The organism is Candidatus Zixiibacteriota bacterium (assembly GCA_040752595.1).
Lineage (GTDB): Bacteria > Zixibacteria > MSB-5A5 > WJJR01 > WJJR01 > JACQFV01.
The window spans coordinates 1-20,094 of sequence record JBFMGX010000011.1; the positions used below are offsets into that span (position 1 = coordinate 1).

At 63.0% G+C, this 20,094-nt stretch carries 20 protein-coding genes; 18 read left to right on the plus strand and 2 right to left on the minus strand.

Features of this window, described 5'->3' with window-relative positions; translation table 11 throughout:
* From AB1792_04130 to AB1792_04190, 13 genes are all read left to right on the plus strand, one after another.
* The coding region (locus AB1792_04130) for an energy-coupling factor transporter transmembrane component T (protein MEW5701398.1) at nucleotides 1-535 on the plus strand (535 nt) is incomplete at its 5' end.
* Nucleotides 536-546: 11 nt separating this feature from the next.
* Entirely contained in the window at nucleotides 547-1,293 is a 747-nt protein-coding gene (truA, locus tag AB1792_04135) for a tRNA pseudouridine(38-40) synthase TruA (GenBank protein ID MEW5701399.1), read from the plus strand.
* 72 nt (nucleotides 1,294-1,365) lie between these two features.
* On the plus strand, nucleotides 1,366-2,037 hold the full coding sequence (gene fsa / locus AB1792_04140) for a fructose-6-phosphate aldolase (GenBank protein MEW5701400.1): 672 nt from the start codon (nucleotides 1,366-1,368) through the stop codon (nucleotides 2,035-2,037).
* 39 nt (nucleotides 2,038-2,076) lie between these two features.
* Nucleotides 2,077-3,369, plus strand: a complete 1,293-nt coding sequence (gene purB / locus AB1792_04145; protein ID MEW5701401.1) for an adenylosuccinate lyase — start codon at nucleotides 2,077-2,079, stop codon at nucleotides 3,367-3,369.
* A gap of 88 nt (nucleotides 3,370-3,457) precedes the next feature.
* Nucleotides 3,458-4,114, plus strand: a complete 657-nt coding sequence (locus tag AB1792_04150) for a phosphatidylserine decarboxylase (GenBank protein ID MEW5701402.1) — start codon at nucleotides 3,458-3,460, stop codon at nucleotides 4,112-4,114.
* Nucleotides 4,098-4,859, plus strand: coding sequence for a CDP-diacylglycerol--serine O-phosphatidyltransferase (gene pssA / locus AB1792_04155; protein ID MEW5701403.1), 762 nt, complete (start codon nucleotides 4,098-4,100; stop codon nucleotides 4,857-4,859). The genes AB1792_04150 and pssA overlap by 17 nt, the downstream gene beginning before the upstream one ends.
* A 147-nt stretch (nucleotides 4,860-5,006) precedes the next feature.
* Nucleotides 5,007-5,252 (plus strand): phosphoribosylformylglycinamidine synthase subunit PurS, encoded by a 246-nt coding sequence (gene purS / locus AB1792_04160; protein ID MEW5701404.1) that lies wholly within the window; start codon nucleotides 5,007-5,009, stop codon nucleotides 5,250-5,252.
* Nucleotides 5,249-5,995 carry a phosphoribosylformylglycinamidine synthase subunit PurQ gene (gene purQ / locus AB1792_04165; GenBank protein ID MEW5701405.1) on the plus strand — a complete coding sequence of 249 codons (747 nt, stop codon included), beginning with the start codon at nucleotides 5,249-5,251 and terminating at the stop codon, nucleotides 5,993-5,995. The genes purS and purQ overlap by 4 nt, the downstream gene beginning before the upstream one ends.
* Complete coding sequence (locus AB1792_04170) at nucleotides 5,992-6,285, plus strand: hypothetical protein (GenBank protein MEW5701406.1); 294 nt, start codon at nucleotides 5,992-5,994, stop codon at nucleotides 6,283-6,285. Before purQ ends, AB1792_04170 begins: the two co-directional genes overlap by 4 nt.
* Nucleotides 6,286-6,505: 220 nt before the next feature.
* Nucleotides 6,506-6,760, plus strand: a complete 255-nt coding sequence (gene tatA, locus AB1792_04175) for a twin-arginine translocase TatA/TatE family subunit (GenBank protein ID MEW5701407.1) — start codon at nucleotides 6,506-6,508, stop codon at nucleotides 6,758-6,760.
* A gap of 220 nt (nucleotides 6,761-6,980) precedes the next feature.
* Complete coding sequence (locus tag AB1792_04180; GenBank protein MEW5701408.1) at nucleotides 6,981-7,427, plus strand: hypothetical protein; 447 nt, start codon at nucleotides 6,981-6,983, stop codon at nucleotides 7,425-7,427.
* A gap of 286 nt (nucleotides 7,428-7,713) precedes the next feature.
* Nucleotides 7,714-8,352, plus strand: a complete 639-nt coding sequence (locus AB1792_04185; protein MEW5701409.1) for a potassium channel family protein — start codon at nucleotides 7,714-7,716, stop codon at nucleotides 8,350-8,352.
* Between the two features lie 65 nt (nucleotides 8,353-8,417).
* Entirely contained in the window at nucleotides 8,418-9,350 is a 933-nt protein-coding gene (locus AB1792_04190) for a 4Fe-4S double cluster binding domain-containing protein (protein ID MEW5701410.1), read from the plus strand.
* Between the two features lie 203 nt (nucleotides 9,351-9,553).
* Here the strand turns inward: AB1792_04190 and AB1792_04195 are convergent, their stop codons facing one another.
* The gene (locus AB1792_04195; GenBank protein ID MEW5701411.1) at nucleotides 9,554-12,082 is read right to left on the minus strand and encodes a serine/threonine-protein kinase; all 2,529 of its coding nucleotides are present in this window, start codon (nucleotides 12,080-12,082) and stop codon (nucleotides 9,554-9,556) included.
* 24 nt (nucleotides 12,083-12,106) lie between these two features.
* Nucleotides 12,107-12,805 (minus strand): FHA domain-containing protein, encoded by a 699-nt coding sequence (locus AB1792_04200; protein ID MEW5701412.1) that lies wholly within the window; start codon nucleotides 12,803-12,805, stop codon nucleotides 12,107-12,109.
* Between the two features lie 163 nt (nucleotides 12,806-12,968).
* Between AB1792_04200 and dusB the strand changes: the two genes are divergently transcribed.
* The 5 genes from dusB (at nucleotide 12,969) to AB1792_04225 (ending at nucleotide 20,092) form a co-directional block, all read left to right on the plus strand.
* The gene (gene dusB, locus AB1792_04205; GenBank protein ID MEW5701413.1) at nucleotides 12,969-14,036 is read left to right on the plus strand and encodes a tRNA dihydrouridine synthase DusB; all 1,068 of its coding nucleotides are present in this window, start codon (nucleotides 12,969-12,971) and stop codon (nucleotides 14,034-14,036) included.
* Nucleotides 14,033-15,226, plus strand: a complete 1,194-nt coding sequence (gene larC, locus AB1792_04210; protein MEW5701414.1) for a nickel pincer cofactor biosynthesis protein LarC — start codon at nucleotides 14,033-14,035, stop codon at nucleotides 15,224-15,226. The genes dusB and larC overlap by 4 nt, the downstream gene beginning before the upstream one ends.
* A 2-nt stretch (nucleotides 15,227-15,228) precedes the next feature.
* Nucleotides 15,229-16,215: an electron transfer flavoprotein subunit alpha/FixB family protein gene (locus AB1792_04215; GenBank protein ID MEW5701415.1), complete on the plus strand. Its 987-nt coding sequence runs from the start codon at nucleotides 15,229-15,231 to the stop codon at nucleotides 16,213-16,215.
* A gap of 237 nt (nucleotides 16,216-16,452) precedes the next feature.
* Nucleotides 16,453-17,418: a hypothetical protein gene (locus AB1792_04220; protein ID MEW5701416.1), complete on the plus strand. Its 966-nt coding sequence runs from the start codon at nucleotides 16,453-16,455 to the stop codon at nucleotides 17,416-17,418.
* Between the two features lie 94 nt (nucleotides 17,419-17,512).
* Nucleotides 17,513-20,092, plus strand: coding sequence for a hypothetical protein (locus AB1792_04225; GenBank protein ID MEW5701417.1), 2,580 nt, complete (start codon nucleotides 17,513-17,515; stop codon nucleotides 20,090-20,092).
* Nucleotides 20,093-20,094 lie beyond the last annotated feature (2 nt).

Consider the following 20,094-nt stretch of genomic DNA (forward strand, 5'->3'; position numbering starts at 1 on the left):
GGCAGGCGATGACATCGTCCTTCAGTGGGGCATGCTCAGACTGACCGAGGCCGGTCTGCTCCTCGGTATGCGGATGGGACTGCGCCTGATGGCTCTGGCGGTGTTGGCCGCACTCGCGGCTCTGGTGACCGCACCGTTGGGGATGGCGGCGGGAGTGACGCGGACTCTGCTTCTGCTCAGACGTGTCGGTGTGCGTGTCGAGACCATCTTCTACTTTGTGTTCTTCGTGCTGCGGATGTTCCCGCTCTTGGTTCGGGAGAGCCACGCGATCCGTTTGGCGCAGCAGTCGCGCGGGATTCGTTTCTCGGGATCGCTGCGGGCACGGTGGCGGTCGCTGCCGGCACTGCTGGTCCCGGTCTTTGCGGCGGCGCTCCGTCGCAGCGACCAGCTCGCGCTGGCATTGGCCGCCCGCGGGATGGATGTGCGCCGCACCCCCGCGATGGTTCTCGCCCTCCGGTTTCGCGGCATCGACTGGTTTCTGACGGTTGCAGCGCTCGCGGGATGGGCCGTCTGGCTATGGTTCCGGCTTCATTGAGGGATTCAATCGTGCGTTATCGCCTCGATCTTGCCTACCACGGCCGTGACTTCCATGGCTGGCAACTGCAGCCGGGACTGCGCACCGTGCAGGGGGAGTTGGAAACATGGCTGGGGCGGCTCTTGAGAGTGGGATCCCCCGTGGCCGTGACCGGCGCCGGCCGCACCGACACCGGCGTTCACGCCGCCGGGATGGTGGCGCACTTCGACACCGACGTTGATGTCGTGCCGGATGAACTGCTGGAACGACTGCGCCGGGCGCTGCCGCCGGATCTGGTTGTGATCTCCGTGGTCCCGGTCGACCCGACGTTTCACGCGCGCTGTAACGCCACCGGCCGCCGTTACAGCTACCGGATCGCCACACGACCCACGCCGTTCGGCCGCGATCGGCACTGGCTGGTCACTGCACCACTGGAACGCCGCTTGCTGGACGATGCCGCGGCTGTCATTGTCGGGAACCGTGATTTCTCCGGCTTCTGCCGTGCCGCTTCCCGCAAGGAGAGCAGTCTCTGTTGCGTGACCGAGTCATCTTGGCAAAGCGAGAAGGAGCTGCTCGTCTATCACGTTCGCGCCGACCGTTTTCTGCATGAGATGGTACGCCTTCTGGTCGGGACGATGGTCGACATCGCCCGCGGGCGATTCGGCAGCGAACGGATGAGCGACGTGCTCACGACGGGTGATGTGCGCCTGTGTGGCGAGGCGGCGCCGCCGCACGGGTTGACTCTGGAAGCGGTGGACTATGGGATGGGCAGACCGTGACGCGATTTCCATTGAATACGCGGACGATGAAGCGTTACTTGAAAGACTCATGGTGAGAGCGAAGGAGGCATTGTGAAGATCTTTCTGGATACCGCCAATGTCGACGAGATTCGCGAGGCGGCCGACTGGGGTGTTCTCGATGGCGTGACGACCAATCCCTCCTTGGTGTCCAAGGAGGGACGCAGTTTCGACGACATCCTGCACGAAATCGTGCGCATCGTCAGCGGCCCCATATCGGCGGAAGTTGTCGCCGAGCAGGCCGACGATATGGTCGAGCAGGGTGCACGGCTCTCGCAGGTCGCGCCCAATATCGTCATCAAGATCCCCATGACGACCGAGGGACTCAAGGCGATCCGGCAACTGGCCGCCAAAGAGATCGCCACAAACTGCACGCTGGTGTTCAACGCCACACAGGGACTTCTGGCCGCCAAGGCCGGGGCGACATTCGTCTCACCGTTTCTGGGACGGCTGGATGACATCGGCCACACCGGGATGGAGTTGATCGGACAGCTTGTGACCATCTTCGACAACTACGCGCTCGACACCGAAGTCCTGGCGGCCTCCATCCGACACCCCCTCCATGTTGTCGAGGCGGCCTTACAGGGCGCCGATGCCTGCACAATTCCCTTCAAGGTGTTGCAGGCGATTGTCAAGCACCCGCTGACCGACTTGGGGATTCAGGCGTTCAACCGTGACTGGCAGAAGCTGACCCCGGCGCAGAGGGTCGCCGCCAGTCGAACCTAAGAGGGAGCGCGCCGACAGCATGCGACCCGCAGGACCGCGATGATCGAGCGCTACACGCGCCCGGCGATGGCGCAATTATGGTCGGAGGCGAACAAGTTCGCCGTCTGGCTGCAAGTCGAGCTCCTGGCCGCCGAGAAGATGGCGCAGATGGGGCTGATCCCCAAAGGTGCTCCGGCGCGCATGCGGCGGCGGGCCCGGTTCGATGTACGCCGCATTGAGCGCATCGAGCGCACGACCCGGCATGACGTCATCGCCTTCCTCAAGGACGTCGGGAGTCATCTCGGAGGCGATGAGCGGTATCTGCACTATGGTCTGACTTCTTCGGACGTCGTCGATACGGCGCAGTCGGTGCGCATGGTGCAGGCGGGGCAGTTGCTGTTGGGGGCACTCCGTTCGCCGATCCGTCGCACCGCCGCCTTGGCGCGGCGATACATCGACACGCCGATTGCCGGTCGCACGCACGGCGTTTTTGCCGAGCCGACATCCGTGGGACTGAAGTTCGCTCTCTGGCATGCGGACCTGAAGCGGGGGCGCCGTCGCTTGGCAGCCGCCATTGACTCTGTCGCGGTCGGCAAGATCTCGGGGGCCGTCGGCAACTTCGCTCACCTCGACCCGTCCGTGGAGGCATATGTCTGCCGGAAGCTGAAGCTCCGTCCGGCGGCGATCTCCACCCAGGTTTTGCAACGCGACCGCCATGCCGACTACCTCTTTGCCATCGCTGCCATCGGTGCAACCGTCGAGAAGATCGCCCAGGAGATACGCCTGTTGCATCGGACGGAGACCGGCGAACTGACGGAGGGCTTCTTCGCCGGGCAACGCGGCTCGTCGGCCATGCCGCACAAGAAGAACCCGATCCTCTCCGAGCGCATCTGCGGCATCGCCCGTGTCTTGCGCGGGTACGTGCAACCGGCGCTGGAGGATGTTGCCCTCTGGCACGAGCGTGACATCACGCACTCCTCCGTCGAGCGCGTGATCATTCCCGATGCCACGGCGCTTCTCGATTATCAACTCGCGTTACTGGATCAGGTTCTCTCCACCCTCGGTATTTACCCCCGACGCATGCGGGACAATTTGCGCCGCTTGGGAGGCGGCGTCTATTCCCAGCGGTTGTTGCTCGTTTTGGCGGAGGCCATCGGCTCCCGCGATGAAGCGTATGCCATCGTGCAACGCCTGGCGCTCTCCGATGAAGGGACATCGTTCGAGGAGCGCGTTCGCACCGATCCGGTCATTACGCGACATCTGGATCGCCGTGACCTGGATGGCGTCTTTGATGTGCGGTACTTCCTGCGTCGCGCCCGCATCATCCTCCAACGGGCTCTAAGGGAACCATAGCGCGAAGGATGTAGGTCAGGTGCCCTGTGCACCTGACAGAACTCCATCACTTCTTGAGCAATGATCGATGGACGCAAGCTGATCTCATATGGAGCGCGACGGTTGGCGATTCGTGGGTCCGGCCCTGGGCGTGACAGCGCTCGGGGTGTGGGGTGTCGGGCGCGGCTGGATTTGGGCGTGGCCGGTGCTCTGCCTCGGTGTTCTGGTCGCGGTCGGTTGCGGGTTCTTCTTCCGCGATCCGGACAGGACTCCGCCCGGTGATCCCGAAGCGGTTGTGGCTACGGCGGATGGACGCATCCTCTCGGTTGTGCCCCACCCGGAGGGTGGGATACGAATCGACACGTTTCTGTCCGTCTGGGACGTGCACGTCAACCGCGCTCCCGTGGGCGGCATCGTCGCCGGCAGTCTCTATCGACCAGGTCGATTCCTGGCCGCGTACAAGCCCAGGGCAGGATCAGACAACGAACGCCACGACCTGACGATCAACAGCACAATCGGGACGATTCAGTCGGCACAGATCGCCGGGATTCTCGCACGCCGCGTTGTCTGCCGTGTGCACGAAGGCCAGCAGCTTCGTCAGGGCGACAGGATCGGTCTGATCCGTTTCGGGTCGCGGGCGGCGGTGATCGTGCCGCGCGGTTTCATTGCCGCCGTGAGTCCGGGTGATCGTGTTCGCGCCGGTGAGACGATCATCGCGCGTCGGGTCCGGGATGATGGGGGAAGGCCTGGTGACGCCGAAGCGTAACTTCCGTGGTTTCTTCCCCGGCATGTTCACGATGGGGAACCTGTTCTGCGGGTTTCTCTCGATTCTCGCGTCGATGGACGGAGAAGTGGAGCATGCCTGCCGCTTCATTCTGCTCGGGTTCTTCCTCGACGGCCTGGATGGTTTCGTGGCGCGTGTCTCCCGTGGGGCCACACGGTTCGGCGTCGAGCTCGATTCCCTGGCCGATTTGGTCACCTTCGGCATGGCGCCGGCGATCCTCATCTACTCCTTCAAACTCAAAGTCCTGGGACGTTGGGGTTGGGTGCTCGGCTTCATCTTCGTGATGTGCGGCGCCTTTCGACTGGCCCGCTACAACCTCACGACCAAGACGTCGCCGCGCCGTGGATTCGAGGGTTTGCCCATCCCCGCCGCGGCATCGCTGCTGGTGGCCTACACCCTGTTCAGCTATGATCTCTGGGAGCAACTCCTCTATGTCAAGTTCCTGGTCGTGACGATGATTGTCACGTCCGGTCTCATGGTGTCCACGATCGCATACGAGGACAAGCCGACATCGTGGCGAACTCCGAAAGACCGCGTCAAGTTCATCTTCATCTTTCTCGGGATCATCGCCGTCATGATTGACCTTCCCAAGACGTTCTTTCCCCTGGTTCTCATCTACGTGCTTCACGGCATTGGCCGGGCGGCGGTCGAACTGGTCTCGGGGAACAACGGGCACCACGAGCGCGGTCATCGTGACAGCGATGCGACGGTGTCGGATGGCATCTGATCTGATCCAATCTCATTCAACGTCAAGCGCGGCAAACAGATGGCAATACCCAGAAAGTTGTTGGGATTCCGCGGAATGGCGGCTATAATGTAATCTCGGCGGGGGAGATGGCCGCGCGAGCGATCGTGGACGGTTCGAGAGACTATGATGATCACAGGGACCGTCACCGTTCGACTCAAGGAGGGAGTCCTGGATCCGCAGGGACTGACGATCCAGCGGGCACTGGAACACATGGGGTACGAAGGCCTGAACGCCGTGCGCACCGGAAAGACCTTTGAGATCACGTTGGAGGCGGCCGATGCCGCCACGGCGCGCGCCCGGTTGCAGGAGATGTCGGAGCGATTGCTGGCCAATCCCGTTGTCGAGACCTTTGCGGTGGAGGTACAGGCGTGAGAGTCGGTGTCGTCACATTCCCCGGGTCGAATTGCGATTATGACGCCTACGCCGCCTTTCGTCATGTGCTGGGGTGCCCGGTCGAATTCCTCTGGCATGCCGATCCCGATCTGAAGGACGTCGACTGTGTCATTCTCCCCGGCGGATTCGCGTTCGGCGACTATCTCCGCGCCGGGGCGATCGCCCGCTTCTCCCCCGTGATGAAATCGGTCATCACCTTTGCGGAGACCGGTGGGTTGGTGTGGGGGATTTGCAACGGCTTCCAGGTACTTCTCGAAGCCGGGCTGTTGCCGGGGGCGATGCGCAAGAACGCTTCGATGCGATTCGTCTGCGATTGGGTCCGGCTGCGGGTTGAGAATGTGCAGACGCCGTTCACCCGAAGCTGTCGTCCGGGGCAAGTCCTGCGCATGCCGATCGCGCACGCGGAGGGGAACTACTATGCCTCCGATGACGTCCTGAATGAGCTGGAGCGCACCGGGCGTGTCGTTCTCCGCTATGTCAATGCCGACGGCGCACCCAGCCGGCCGTCCAACCCCAATGGCTCGCGCCACAACATCGCCGGGATCATCAACGCCCAGGGGAACGTGCTGGGAATGATGCCGCATCCGGAACGCGCGGTGGAGACCATTCTGGGGAGCGCCGATGGCCTGGCGCTCTTTGATTCTCTCTTGGGGGCCGGCGTCGCCGGTTCGGGCGCCGAGATCGGAACGGGGCGTCCTGCCGAGAGACAGGCACGGGTGTGAAGGGGCGCGAGCTCACTTTCCTCATCATTGGGATCATCACCGCCGCTGTCGCCGGGGCGCTGGTGGGCGAATTGGTCGGCGCCTTCCTGCCCGAAGGTACGATCAAAACCCTGTTCCAGACCCACATCGACATCGGGTTGGGGCGCACGGTCGACCTGAAGACCGTCGAGCCGATCGCGATCAATCTCTATGCCGTCGCGCTGGTCTTCGGCCTGACGGTGCGGATCAACTTCATCAGCGTGCTGTTTGTATTGTTGCTCTTGATCTACTTCCGCTGGTGGTATCTGTAACGTCTTCCCGACCCATGAAGAATCTCATGCACGACACATCGCATTGTGGTAGAAGAACTGATGGGTGGACCCCTCACCCTACCCTGTCCCCAGAGGGGAGAGGGGATTTGATAACCTCTCCCTCCGGGAGAGGTCGCTTGGACCGGAGGTCCAAGCGGGTGAGGGATCTCTTGCCCGTGTTGCCGGACGCTCCTGGTGCGGTGAGAATGGTCGGAGGTCGATGATGCTCGGCGGCATCGGCGTACAGGAACTGCTGTTGATCTTCCTGGCCGTGCTCCTCTTGTTTGGTGCCAAACGGATCCCCGACATTGCCCATGGCCTCGGCAAGGGGATGCGCGAATTCAAACGCGCCATGCAGGAGACGCAGGACGAACTGAGCCGCTCGATGAATGAGCCCGACAAGAAGCCGCCCGCACAATCGACACCGCCGCGCGAATTGGAGGGTCCGGGCAACAAACCTCCCGCGGGCGCGTAGATGGTCCTATGAGAAGGTCACGTTCACTGTCATTCCGAGGAGCAGGGCCCGCCATTGGCGGGCACGCGACGAGGAATCTGCTTTCCCCACACCGTGAGACGGAAGAAGACAACAGCAGATCCCTCGCTCCGCTCGGGATGACAGATTGGGTGGTTGTCGTGAGTTGTGACGTATCCCCGGACGGATTTTAGCCGAATCCTCCACTGCGACGAGATCGACCATGTTTGCCGATGATGATATTGAAAAGATCGCGGCCTGCTTGCAGCCGGTCGAACGGACGTTTGAGGCCGATCATCACCGCCTGAAACTCATCGGCGGGCATGACCGGCGCATGCTGGTCCTGGAACTCTACCCCGAGACCCGTCTGGGACGCCACCTCGGCTCGATGGTAGTCGTCTACACCTCCGGCGGTCATCTGCAGTTGCACAACTGCACCGGGTATGTCACTTCGGAGGAACTGGGCGAGGTGACCTTTGTCGGCGAGTCCGGCGGACGCCTCTCCGGGCTGGTCGTCGAGCGCGAAGCCGCCTGCTCGCTCTACGCCAATGTCACCCGCGACCTCATCTCCGGCGACTTCACCAAACTCGGCGTCGAAGTCATGCTCTCCGGCGTCGCCCTCTCCCTGGCCGAAGGCCTGCTGAAAGACGACGATAGCCCAGCCTCGTAGGGTGGGTTCCGCCCGCCGTTGCGCTCCGTGCTGACCAAGGAATGCGCGACTCTAGTTCGTGTGCCCGTCAGCCCTTGGGCTGAGGTTCGCCCGCGCCAGCGGGATGTGTTCCACTCAGTACCGAATGATCGCATGGACCATTGGGTTCGCGCTCAGCCCGAGGGTAGACCAGAATGGGAGCGTGGGGGACGAAATGACAGAACCCAGACCAGACGTTTCTCATGAGACGAGGCGCCTTGCCGAATCGCTCTCTTCTTCTAGCCGATTGGGGCTCGCCGGTGAAGTGATGCGACTTGTCGACTTTGTGGGCAAATGGTCCTCCATTCTGACGAGGTTCTATGATCCCAAGGACTATACGGCACGAGAGCAGTCGCTGTCATCTCGATCGAGACAAGCTCGCCACGCGGACATAATGACGATCATCTGGTGGATCCTCTCGCCCGTGCTCTTGCTGATCGCCTCGTTGGAGATTCCGTCGCTGGTCAAGGTAGCTGTGATTGGGACGCTCGCGCTCCGGATTGTGAATATCACGTTCGCAAACCTGCGGGGTGATCTTAGAGAAGGTCTCTGGGATCCCAAGGCAAAGACCATCGTCAATTTCTACTCTATCAGACGCAGATTGGTGCTGGGCATCATGAACTACGGTGAACTCATAGTCTGCTTTGCTGGCATCTATGCGTCAGATCCGACAGCATTAATGCCGCAGATACCCCGCCCGCTGGATTGGTTTTCACCGCTCTACTTCAGTGCCATCACGCAGCTGGCCATTGGCTACGGTGATCTAACACCGGCAGGTTGGGCTCGCGCTGTGTCTATCCTTCAGGGTGGCTGCGGCCTCCTCTTGGTGGTGATGACCATCGGCCGTCTGTCCACCAGGCTACAGGTCTCCGATGCGAGTCATCGCCGTAGACTGAGGCTGAGGTAGCAACATGGGCTTTGGACTCACCGCCCCGAAACATCCGCCGAACACAATCGTAGGAAACTACTGAGATGGAACCGGCGACGGAGCGATTCTCCGAGATGATCAAGGCGCAGGGATGGAAGAGCCGGATCGTCCCCGTTGAGCGACTGGCCGATCTGCGCGGTGCGATCCGCGGTCGCTATGAGGATGGGCTTCTGGACGAGGCGCTCTACCGGAGTCACTTCGGTTCCTTCTCGTTCGATCCGCCCGCCGACCTTCCCGGCGTGCGCTCGATCGTCATCGTGGCTGTGCCCACGCCGCCGATGCGACTCTTCTTCCACTGGCAGGGGAAACGCACGCCGATCATCATACCACCGACCTACGTGAGCTACACCCCCCGAACGGAGAGTGTTCAGGCCATGCTGGCCGACTGGCTGGGGCGCGAGGGACATCGGCTGGCGAAACCACGGCTCCCGCTCAAGACCCTCGCAGTGTGCAGCGGCTTGGCAGAATACGGACGTAACAACATCTGCTATGTTCCCGGCATGGGGAGCTACCTCCAGCTTGTCGGCGCCTTCACCGACCTTGCGTGCGATGGTGATCCCTGGCGCGAGCCCAAGGCACTCGATTTGTGCGACACCTGCGACGCTTGCCTGCGGTGCTGTCCCACTGGGGCGATCAGCGACGATCGCTTCCTGCTCCGCGCGGAGATCTGCCTGACATATCACAATGAGGCCGACGGCGATTTCCCGTCATGGATCGACCCGTCGTGGCACCATTGTCTGGTTGGCTGCATGGAATGCCAGACCAAATGCCCGGAGAACAGGGCCGTGCTGGGCTGGTACGAGGATCGGGGCGAGTTCTCCGAGGATGAAACCGCCCTATTGCTTCAAAGCGTGCCGCCCGACCGACTCCCCGCAGAGACCGCGGCCAAGTTAAGCAACCTGGAGATCAACGAAGCCCATCATCAACTGTGTCGGAACCTCTCGATGGTCATCGGGCGGGAGGGCTCACCGGGGTGAGCTGCACCGTATCGTGAAGTAGCCCGGACCTTGGTCCGGGTTTGTCTAAGGTGCCGCGGTCGCAATGTGGGTGCCTTGCACCCACCACAGGGGGCTGAAAGCCCCCTGTCCGCGAGACCGTTGGCCTTGAGGACAGCGGGTCTTCAACCCGCTGGCAGTGCGTGCGAAGCACGAACCCTTCCAGGCTGCGGTATTTTGTGTCGCTAAACCCGGAACGCCTTCGCGCCGGCCAGGTCCTCGACGAAGACGGCCAGGTCGTGCGCCATCTCGTCGGCGGTCTGGTAGCGTTCGCGCGGGTCTTTGGCGAGGGCCTTGCTGATGACGACGTCCAGCAGGCCGGGGATGTTCGGATCGATCTTGGAGGGTGGTTCGGGGTTCGTCTGCGTGATGGCGAAGATCAACTGCGAGATGTTGTCGCCGCTGAACGGCCGCTTGTGCGTGAGAAGCTCATAGGCGACCACGCCGAGACTGAAGATGTCGCAACGGCGGTCGACCGTCCCGCCCCGCAACTGCTCGGGGGAAATGTAGTACGGTGTCCCGACCGCCACGCCGGTCTGCGTCATCGACATCGATGACGATTCAAACCGCGCGATGCCGAAGTCGGTGACCTTCACCTTGAAATCGTCCAGAACCATGATGTTCGCCGGCTTGATGTCGCGGTGCACGATCCCGGCCTTGTGCGCATATTCGAGGGCGTCGCAGACCTGCGTCAGCATCTTGGCGAGGATGCGGAAGTTCAACTGGACCTTCTTGCGGACGACCTGCTCCAGCGTGTACCCCTCGAGATACTCCATGGCGATGTAGTCGAGATCACCCTCGGTGCCGACGTCGTAGATCGTGACAATGTTGGGATGCGACAGCTTGCCCGCCGCTTTCGCCTCGCGCACCAGACGTTCGCGCAGTTCCCGGGCCTGATGGGGATTGAATCCCGCTCCGGCGCGGATGGTCTTCAGGGCGACCATCCGGCCGATCGCCGGATTCTTGCCCTTGTAGACGGTCCCCATCGCCCCTTCACCGAGCATGCCGAGGATCTCATAGCGCCCGAGTCGCTGTAGATCGGTGACACCAGGCGCCGCTGCTCCGGTCGTGACGGGTGAGTCGGCTTCCTTGTCGAGCCCCATCGGGGAGGGGCTGACATTCATGACGTCTCGCGGTTGGACCGCCGTGCCATCACCAACGTCGGACGATAGCGGCTCGAATGTCGGCGTCAGCTCAATGGGCCGGTCGATCTTCACTTTCCCGCTCGACGCCGTCGCCGTTTGCCCGCTGACATCCAGAACCACCGTTTCCGACAGGCCGCTGATCACTCCCGCCGGTGCGCCCTCGCGTACATGGCGCACGGGGACAGCATCGGTCGCCGCCGGAGTGCTCACGGGCTTCGGCTTGTCTGCCTCGTCTGTCAGTTTCGCGTGTCTGGCGCGTGGCTTGGTTCGGGCCCGCTGCTTTGGTTGCAGGATCGTCTCGATCGGCTTGACGAACGGCGCGAAAATCAAGAAGGCCACGACCTCCAAGGTCGGGTAGAGGGTCTTCGTGACCAGTTTGAATGACGTGTAGAGTATGAAGTTGAGATTCAAGAGGGCAAAGCCCAAGACAAACAGGATCACCAACCGGTAGGTGAGACCCACGCGGGGAAGAACCATGGCGCAAAATCCCCCGATCGCCGCCAAAATCAGAAGATCGAGGAACTGCGACATATTCACGGGCGTGATGTAGCGACCGTCCAGCATGTTGGCGGCCACCGTGGCGATCTTCTCCGCGCGCGGCATGGTCGACGAGGAGCTGGTGCGCAGCGCCGTGCCGTATCCCGAGGCGGTGACGCCCACGACGACGATCTTGCCCGTGATGGCATGTCCGTCCGCCAGTCCCTCGAGCACCTTCGCGGCTGACATGGAGGGAATCGTCCCTGCCGGTCCGCGATAGTCGATCCGAAACATCCCGGCCTCGTCGGTGGGGACATGCAGCGCGCCCACGTCGACGCCGCGACCGGGGTCGATCCGCACCTGCGTGCGCGGCGCGTCGGTGGCCAGACGCACCAACTGCAAGGCCATGGACGGATAGTAGATTCCTTCGTAGTTCACGACCAGAGGATCGCGACGGATCCTGCTGTCAACGTCCTGCCAGGTATTGATCTGCCCCAACCCCCACGCCGCCTGGCAGACTTCCGCGTACGGAGCCGAAACGGCACCGGCCGTCGGGTAGGGGAGACTGAGCATACGGCCGGCTTCATCGACAACAATGAGCGCCGACTTGGCGATGCGGTCGGGGGCGGCAGGACTGAGTCGGTCGCTCTCCGCCAGTGTGAAGCGCATCGGCAGGACGACGTTTCCGGCCCGGGCAATCATCTCGGCGAGGAACTGGTTTCCGGCCGTGTCCTCGTCGAAACTCTCCGGCAGTTCCAGGTCGAGTCCGATCGCCTTCGGCTTGTACTCGTTGAGCATCCCCACGAGGTAGCCGACGCGCTCGGAGTTCCATGGCCACTGTCCCAGCTTGGCCACGGCGTCGTCATCGACGTTGACCAGAATCACCTGACTGGGCGGCTCCGGGCGCCGTCCCAGTGTGACCATCATGTCCTGGATTGCCAATTCCACGGTGGCCAGCCAGCGGTGATTGTCGAGCGACAACACGACGACAAGCAGCGTGATGAGGCCGTAGAGGAGATACGGCGCGAACCGCCGCAGCAGGACGTTTTCGGCTCCGAGCTTGAAACCGCCAAACCGTGTGCGACGATTCATGGAGTGACTCTGCTCCCGACGGGCCTACGCGGCGCCGCCCGCCACGAAACGGAACACCGACCGTCCGATCTGGATCAAATCAGAGTTCTTCAGTGCGGCCTGGTCAACGGCCACGCCGTTGACGCGCGTCTTCTGGCGATGCCCGAGATTGTTCAATATGTATTGGCCGTCTTCCGGCGTGATCTTGGCCTGAATGTCGGGAACGAACCATCCGGAGACGCGGACGTTGACGAAGTTCGCCTTACCGAAGGTGATCGTGGCCCCGCCCAGACGGATCTCTTCGATGTCTGTGCCCGCCTCCCCGATCAACACGGCTGATCCACCGGCCCGGGCGAGGACCTCCCGGTCGCGCCGGTCGGAGGCCAGCCGATCGCGCTGCTTTTTGGTGTTCAGCGTCATGGTGCCGTCGAGGTCCGACATCTTGGTGTCATGGGACGCCTGCGGGTGGAACACCAACGTGTACTTGCCGATCGTGATGACGTCCTCGTCCTTGAGGATTTCCTCTTCCACGCGGCGGTTGTTGACGAAGGTCCCATTCAGGGATTCGTTGTCGATTAGGACGGCGTCCTGGGGGTTGATTTCGATGGTGGCGTGGCGTCGCGACACGCCGCGGTTGTCGAGAACGACGTCGTTGTCGGAGTTGCGGCCGATGGAGATGCGCTTCTTTTCGGTGATGACCCGTTCAATGATCTTGTCCTCGTAGCGAACCACGATTTCCGTCATGGCCTCCTCCGTATTAGCCACCGCATGACATGGTTCTGGCGCCATACCGGCGTCGGCGCCGTGATGGCCCGCGCCGAAATTTCCCCACAATCCCAAGCCGCTTCGGCCCGACGTTGCTGTCGGCGCCGCTGACTACTATATTTTCGTCATGCGGATCGGAAACTTGACGGTCACAGGGCGGGTGGTGCTGGCACCCATGGCGGGGATTACCGACTCCGTGTTTCGCCGTTTATGCCGTCGCTTCGGTGCCGCGATTGTCTATTCCGAGTTTCTATCGACCGATGGATTGGTCTTCAAAACCATGAACCAACAGCACAAGCTGGTTGTGGGTGAGGACGAGCATCCCGTTGCCTTCCAGCTATTTGGCGCCCGCACGGAGACATTTGCTCCGTCTGCTCGCCTGCTGGCTGAGCTCTCACCGGATATCATCGATCTGAACTTCGGGTGCCCGGCGAATAAGGTTGTCGGCCGCAATGGCGGCGCCGCCATATTGAAGGATCTCGATCTCCTCGGCCGAATCGTCTCCGAGACAGTGCAGGCCGTGCCGCTGCCCGTGACGGTCAAGATGCGGGCCGGCTGGGACAGAGAGACTCTCGTATTCGAAGAAGCGGCCGAACGCGCGGTCGCGGCCGGGGCGCAGGCGATCACGCTTCATGCCCGGACCCGGGTCGATGGTCCCTGGGGTCCGCACTACCAGGGGACCGCCGACTGGTCGTACATCACCCGTCTCAAGGCGGCGGTGACCGACGTCCCGGTAATCGGCAATGGTGATGTCACCTCTCCCGAGCGGGCCGAAGCGATGCTCCGGCAGACCGGTTGTGACGCGGTCATGGTCGGGAGGGCCGCCTTGGGACGCCCTTGGATCTTCGCTGAGATCAACCATTACCTCGCCACGGGTCGTCTGCTGCCCGAGCCGTCGATTGCCGACAGACTGACGCTGGCATGGATGCACCTGCGAGACAAAGTCGCCGGATCGGCCATCCCCGACGTGATTGTGCGCAGCCAGCGCAAGACGATGGCGGCGTACCTCCGCGGGTGGCCCGACACACATGAGTTGAAAGCGATCTTCATGAACCTGGAGTCGCTCGCGGATATCCGGTCTCTGTTTGTCCGCTACTTGGCGGATCACCCCGATCTGCCTCGTTGCGAAGGCGATGACTGGCTGGACCGGCACGTTGCCTTGGATCGCGACGCCCTCCGAGGCGCCGCGGCAGCGGTGGTGGCGGCGTGAGACGCGCGCTCTACATCGATGGAGAATCGGGCGCCGCCGGGGACATGCTTTTGGCGGCACTGATCGATCTGGGGATCGATGCGACGGCACTGGCCGCCGCGTTGCGGCCGATTGTTCCGTCCCCATTCGCATTGTATGTCGAGCCGGTGACCACATGCGGGATCGCGGCCAAACGTCTGCGAGTCGAAGTGGCCGCAGAAGCCAAGCATCGGACGTTGGCCGAGGTGGACGACTTCTTGGACAGAGGCGACCTGTCCGAAGGGGTCCGAACGCGATGCCGTGCGATCTTTCAGCGGCTGGCGACAGCGGAGGCGACGGTCCACGCGTCGACTCCCCAGCGCGTTCACTTCCACGAAGTCGGCGGCAATGACGCGCTCATCGACATCATCGGCGTCGTCTGGTCGCTGGCGGAACTCCACATCGATGCCGTGTACTGCGCGCCGTTGGTCCTTGGTTCAGGTGTCGGCCGGTCGGCGCATGGACCGATTGTCTACCCGGCTCCGGCGGTCATGGCGATCCTGCAGGGTCAACCGGTGCAGCTTGTCTCGGGGTTGGGAGAGACAACCACCCCGACCGCGGCGGCGATTCTCGCCGAAGTGGCGGAGTTCTCCCGGCAAGTCATGTTGACACCTGAACGCGTCGGCTACGGCGCCGGGACACATACCTTCTCGGATCGACCCAATCTCGTGCGCGCGACTCTCGGTCATGTCGACACTCCCGTCGACACGGACCTCCTCTGGTTGGCGACCAGCGACATTGACAACACGCGGCCGGAGGTCTTTGATTGGCTCGCCGACCGGCTGCGTGCGGCCGGGGCGGTAGACGTGATGATCTCCGACGTCGGCATGAAAAAAAACCGGCGCGGGCACCGTGTGGAAGCGCTCTGTGATGCGCCGTCGCGAGCGGCGATCGCCGATGTCATTCTCACCGAGACAGGGTCGCTGGGGGTGCGCTGGGTTCCGGTCTGGCGTACGAAACTGCCGCGTGAGATTGTCGCCATCGATACACCCTGGGGGGCGATTCGTGTCAAGGTCGCGCGGACGGCGCACGGTCGGCGCGGGATTGCGGAATACGATGATTGCCGGGTCGCAGCGGAGCGGGCCGGCGAGCCGCTGGTGAAGATCATCGCGACGGTGGAGCGATTGTTCGACGGATCTTCCGCCCGTCTTGGGCCTGAACCAAAGGAGTAGACATGGGAGGGTTGTCGATCTGGGTTTTTGCTCAGCAGAAGAATGGTACCGTGGCGCGTAGCGCCTTTGAGTTGCTGACAGTCGCGCGACGTTTGGCGGATGCCTCATCAGGCACCGTGACAGGTGTTCTATTCGGCCACCAAGTCGGCGATGCCGCGGTCGCTCTGACCGCCCGCGGGGCCGACCGGGCGCTGGTCGCCGATGACCCCTCGCTGGGGCCGTTCGCGGATGACCTCCAGGCCGATCTTCTCTCGCGCTGGATACGAGCCGACAGGCCCGATCTCGTCTTGGGCAGCGCCAGTCTGTATGGGCGTGCTCTGTTTCCGCGTGTGGCGGCGATGCTGGACTGCGGTCTTGTGGCGGACGCCGGCGGGGTCCAGCTCACGGACGGCCGCTTGTCGGTGGTCAAGGCGACCTATGGGGGCAAGGCGTTCACCGAGTACGAGTTCTCAGATCGACGTCCCTGGCTGGTCACCATGCGCCCCAAGTCCAATGAAGAAGCTCCGATGGGTGACGCGAAGGGTTCTGTGGAAGCACGGTCTGTGGATGGCCTTGGTCCGGCCCGCGTGGAGGTGGTCGCTTCGGAGTCCACAGGCGCCGGGAAAGTCAGTCTCACGGAAGCCGACATCATCGTTTCCGGTGGTCGCGGCTTGCGGGCGGCGGAGAACTACGCGATGGTGGAAGAGCTGGCCAAGACTCTGGGCGCGGCCGCCGGGGCGTCCCGCGCGATTGTCGACGCCGGCTGGGTACCGTACGACAAGCAGGTCGGACAGACCGGCAAGACCGTCAATCCGAAGCTCTATGTCGCCTGCGGCATCTCGGGGGCGATTCAGCATCTCGTGGGCATGCAATCATCCCGCGTCATCGTCGCCATCAACAAGGATCCCGATGCCCCGATCTTTAATGTCGCCAGCTACGGAATCGTCGGCGACCTCTTTGCCTATCTCCCGGAGATCACGCGGGTCTTCAAAGAGAAGTTGGGCGGGTGAATCCTTCTGAGGATGTGCCCCATGATGAATGGGCCAGATCAAAGAACCGGATCCCGAATCAGCGCCGTGCACGCCACGTGCCCTCGCGTGGCGTATGTTGTTCGCATGTGCGCCAGCCGAGGGCGGGTGGCACACACAGTGTGTGGCGGCGACGCCACCGTTCTGGCTCTTTCAACACGCCCTGATCGGTAGGGGCACGGCCTGCCGTGCCCATGTGTCCACGCGCCTGGGACTTCCATGAGGAGCACGCCCCACCGCGTCGCCGTCTGCGACCTCGGCACATTTTCGGCGCTCTTTCTTGTCGCCGAGAGGCGTCGCGGGCGATTGGTGTCGATCATGGAAGAGCGCCGCAACGTCGATCTGTCGTATGCCCCGTCGTCGCGCGCCCTCTCCATGGCGGCCATGCGGCGCGCGATCCGCGTGGTGCAACGGTTCCGTCGCCTGATGGAGCGCCACCAGTGCGACAGGGGCGCGATTGTCTGCACCGCGGCGATTCGCCGTGCCGCAAATCGTCGCCAAGTCGTCGCCGCCCTGACAGAGGCGACCGATTGCCCTGTGACCGTGCTGTCATCACGGCGGGAAGGGTTGCTGGCGGCCCAAGGGGCAATGGGCGGGATCCGTGCTGCCGATCGACCAACGCTCGTCGTCGATCTCGGCGGCGGATCCACAGAGATCACCGATCCGCACACCGGCACGACGTGTTCACTTCCCTGCGGGGCGGCGTGGCTGACTGGGTATTGGCAGGGTGCCCATCCCCGCCGTTCCAACCAGCGCGCCGATTTCTACCGACGCGAGGCCGATGCGGCTGTCGCCAAACTCAACTGTGGTCTGTTTCCGGAGTCATGCCGTCTCGTCGGCGTCGGCGGCACGATCACGACACTGGCCACGATCAAAGCGGGGCTACGGGAGTTCGACCCAGCACGCGTCCACGGCATGGCCCTGACTCGCAGCTGGATCGCCCGCATGGCCGTTCAGTTTGCCGGGATGAGTACGCACCAGTTGGCGGCATTGGTCCCGTTCGACCGTGCCCGGGCCCGCGTTCTCACCGCTGGAACCTTCCTGTGGGCGTCGGTGTTGAACCGTCTGGACGCTGCACGCGTGACCGTGTCCGTGCGTGGGCTGCGCTGGGGCATCGCCGAGATTCTCTCCGGCCAATTGAGATCCCAACAACCTCCTGTATATCTCGTGGCAGAAAGCACTTGACCCTTCGCATTCCAACGCCGAGATTCGCTCCTCTGACGGGGGACCTGCGCTTCTGAGACCACCAGTAACAATCAAGAACGGCGCTCGCCACCCGATGTCCTCGACGAGTTGGCGCCCGGTCTCTGTGGGTGTCTTGGTCTGCCTGTTCGTCCCGGCGGTCTCAGCGATCTCCGCCGTGCTGCCGCGGCAATGGAATGTCGGTCCTCAGCAGCAGTCCGTTCTGGTCACCAGCGATACAGTACCCGGCTCGAACAGCATCGTCGATCTCATCTACGCGGAACCCGACCTTTGGGCCGGCACAGCGCGTGGCGTGAGTCGGCTGACTCTGCCAGGCAAGACGTGGAAGACCTATGCCACGGCGGACGGACTGGCCAGCGCCGAGATTCCGGCGCTCAATGCCTTCGACAACGGTGTCTGGGCGGCGGCCAGCCACACCGAAGTGGTCGAGGGACGCACGGTACGTTTCGGCGATGGGATCTTCCGTCTTGATGCCGGCACGGACCGCTGGGTCGACAAGTCCCCGGCGGGTGAGCAAGCATCGAAACCGTTCATGCTCGCCTATGATCTGGCGCGTTTTCGACAAGCGACGCTGGCCGGGTGTTTCGCGGGCGGCCTGGTCATCACCACCGATGACGGGAATACCTGGAGGAACATCTTTCCCGACGCGGCGGCGCAGTCCGATTTCGAGAACCAGAGCTTCATGGATCTGAACAACCGCGTCTTCTCGCTGGCCGTCGACACCGCGGTGGCGGAGTCGGCCGCCGTCTATGTCGGCACGGCCTACGGGATCATCAAGTACATATACCTGAACGATACCCTCAAAGTGACCGGATCGGCGTTCGCCGACTTGTTCCTCGACAGCACTCGGCTCTATGCCGCCACCGAGCGGGGTTTGTCACGGACACCCGATCGCGGGTACTCATGGCGGACATTCTACTCGTCCACCGATGGTCTTGCGTCCGACCGGATCAGCACCGTGGCGGCTCATGGTGACACGATCTGGGCGGGGGTTCTCACTCCCGACCGCAGCGGCGGCGCCGGGCTGGCCTATTCCTACAACGGTGGGCGTGACTGGAATGCGATCGGACCGTCGGGGACGATTGGATCGAATCACAGGCCGGTGGCGATCGCGCTGGCCGCCGGGCATGTCTGGGTCGCTGCCGAAGAAGGCGGTCTGATCGGACTGCGCGATCCCAGCCACCTGGTCGGCGAGATCGACCCCCGTCCCGCTTATGCGCTCCTGCCGATCGTGTCCGGCGATACGACCCGCCTGTATGTGGGGCGCGACCGGGGCATCTTCGTCCACACGCTGATTGGGGATTCTCTGCTGACGGGATTCGATTCGTTGTATGTCGGTACGCCCGCCGACGGGCTGAGCCAGCGCGTGGTGGGGTTGTCATACCAAGTGGGAGCGGCCTGTGAATACCCCGATGGCATCTGGAGTCTCAATCGTTCCAATGGCATCGGGACTGGCCGCGACGGTTTCGCGGTTTCCCATGATACCGGGACAACGTGGCGGGTTTCCAGCCGGGCTCTGCCGGTGAATGACGTGGCGTTCAATGGCTGCCAGTTCTACCTCGGGACCGACAGCGGTCTGGTATTCGGCCACATCCGGAGTCTCGACACCGTCAGCTATGTCAACACGTATGAGGCACTGATCAACAATCTCCGTGTCAGTCGTCGTGTCCGGGCCGTGACGACCGTGATGGCCAAGAACTTCTCGGGCGGCGACAGTCTGGCCGTGCTCTGGGTGGGGTCTGATTCCGGTTTGGTGCGAAGCGCCGATCAGGGTGCCTCCTGGACCCGCATCTTCTCCAACCCTGATCCTTATGAATTCGATTTCTATCAGCGGTATGTTCAACTCGGAGTCGATACGGCCACCGGCAACTTCGTCCAGTTATCGGGGAACTTCGTCACCGCGCTGGCGGTGCAGCCGGAGCCCGGCGGCACACAGGCCCTCTGGGCGGCGACTCAGGGCACCGGACAGGGGCGCTACACCAATATCTATGTGTCCTCGAGCGAGCGCGACGGCATTTCCGTTTCCCGCAGCCGCGGGCTGACCTGGTCGGTTCCGATCACCGGGCATCAGGTGTGGAATTTCGCCTTCGATGGTTCCGTCGTCTGGGCGGCATCCTCACAGGGACTGCTGCACTCGACGAACGGCGGCATCACGTGGGACACACTGAACAACTTCGTGGATCCTGTCAGCGGTGCGGTGATCGACACGACCGTCGAGGTCTTTGGCGTCGCGGTCGTCGGCGACAGCGTCTGGGTCTCCACTGAGAACGGCATGGCGATTCTGGATCGGCAGGGTCACACCCGGGCGGTGCGTCGGACCTTCGCCGCCGTCGATGCGGATGTCCCGGGTGGCAAAGGCGGCGCCTATGCCACGCCGGTTCCCTTCTCGCCCAACCTCACGGCCGGGGGACTGCGCGTGCACTACCGCCCGCCGGTCAGCGGACCGGTGACGATCACGCTCTACGACTTCGCCAATCGCGTCGTGCGGGTCCTGGCCGGTGGCCTGCAGCGTGAGGCCGGACGGCAGTACGATGAGACCGATCTGTGGGACGGGCGCAACGGCGACGGCGACATCGTCGCCGTCGGCACCTATTTTTGTGTCATCAAGTATAGCAACGGCGATATTCACTGGTGTAAGATCGCCGTGATTCCGTAGTG

What these genes read in the sequence shown, in the direction of transcription:
- AB1792_04150 (MEW5701402.1), top strand. Translation starts at nt 3,458, where the DNA reads ATGGAGCGCGACGGTTGGCGATTCGTGGGTCCGGCCCTGGGCGTGACA.
- purS (MEW5701404.1), top strand. Translation starts at nt 5,007, where the DNA reads ATGATCACAGGGACCGTCACCGTTCGACTCAAGGAGGGAGTCCTGGAT.
- AB1792_04190 (MEW5701410.1), top strand. Translation starts at nt 8,418, where the DNA reads ATGGAACCGGCGACGGAGCGATTCTCCGAGATGATCAAGGCGCAGGGA.
- purB (MEW5701401.1), top strand. Translation starts at nt 2,077, where the DNA reads ATGATCGAGCGCTACACGCGCCCGGCGATGGCGCAATTATGGTCGGAG.
- AB1792_04225 (MEW5701417.1), top strand. Translation starts at nt 17,513, where the DNA reads ATGTCCTCGACGAGTTGGCGCCCGGTCTCTGTGGGTGTCTTGGTCTGC.
- AB1792_04215 (MEW5701415.1), top strand. Translation starts at nt 15,229, where the DNA reads ATGGGAGGGTTGTCGATCTGGGTTTTTGCTCAGCAGAAGAATGGTACC.
- AB1792_04180 (MEW5701408.1), top strand. Translation starts at nt 6,981, where the DNA reads ATGTTTGCCGATGATGATATTGAAAAGATCGCGGCCTGCTTGCAGCCG.
- AB1792_04200 (MEW5701412.1), bottom strand. Translation starts at nt 12,805, where the DNA reads ATGACGGAAATCGTGGTTCGCTACGAGGACAAGATCATTGAACGGGTC.
- AB1792_04220 (MEW5701416.1), top strand. Translation starts at nt 16,453, where the DNA reads ATGAGGAGCACGCCCCACCGCGTCGCCGTCTGCGACCTCGGCACATTT.
- AB1792_04185 (MEW5701409.1), top strand. Translation starts at nt 7,714, where the DNA reads ATGCGACTTGTCGACTTTGTGGGCAAATGGTCCTCCATTCTGACGAGG.
- tatA (MEW5701407.1), top strand. Translation starts at nt 6,506, where the DNA reads ATGATGCTCGGCGGCATCGGCGTACAGGAACTGCTGTTGATCTTCCTG.
- AB1792_04195 (MEW5701411.1), bottom strand. Translation starts at nt 12,082, where the DNA reads ATGAATCGTCGCACACGGTTTGGCGGTTTCAAGCTCGGAGCCGAAAAC.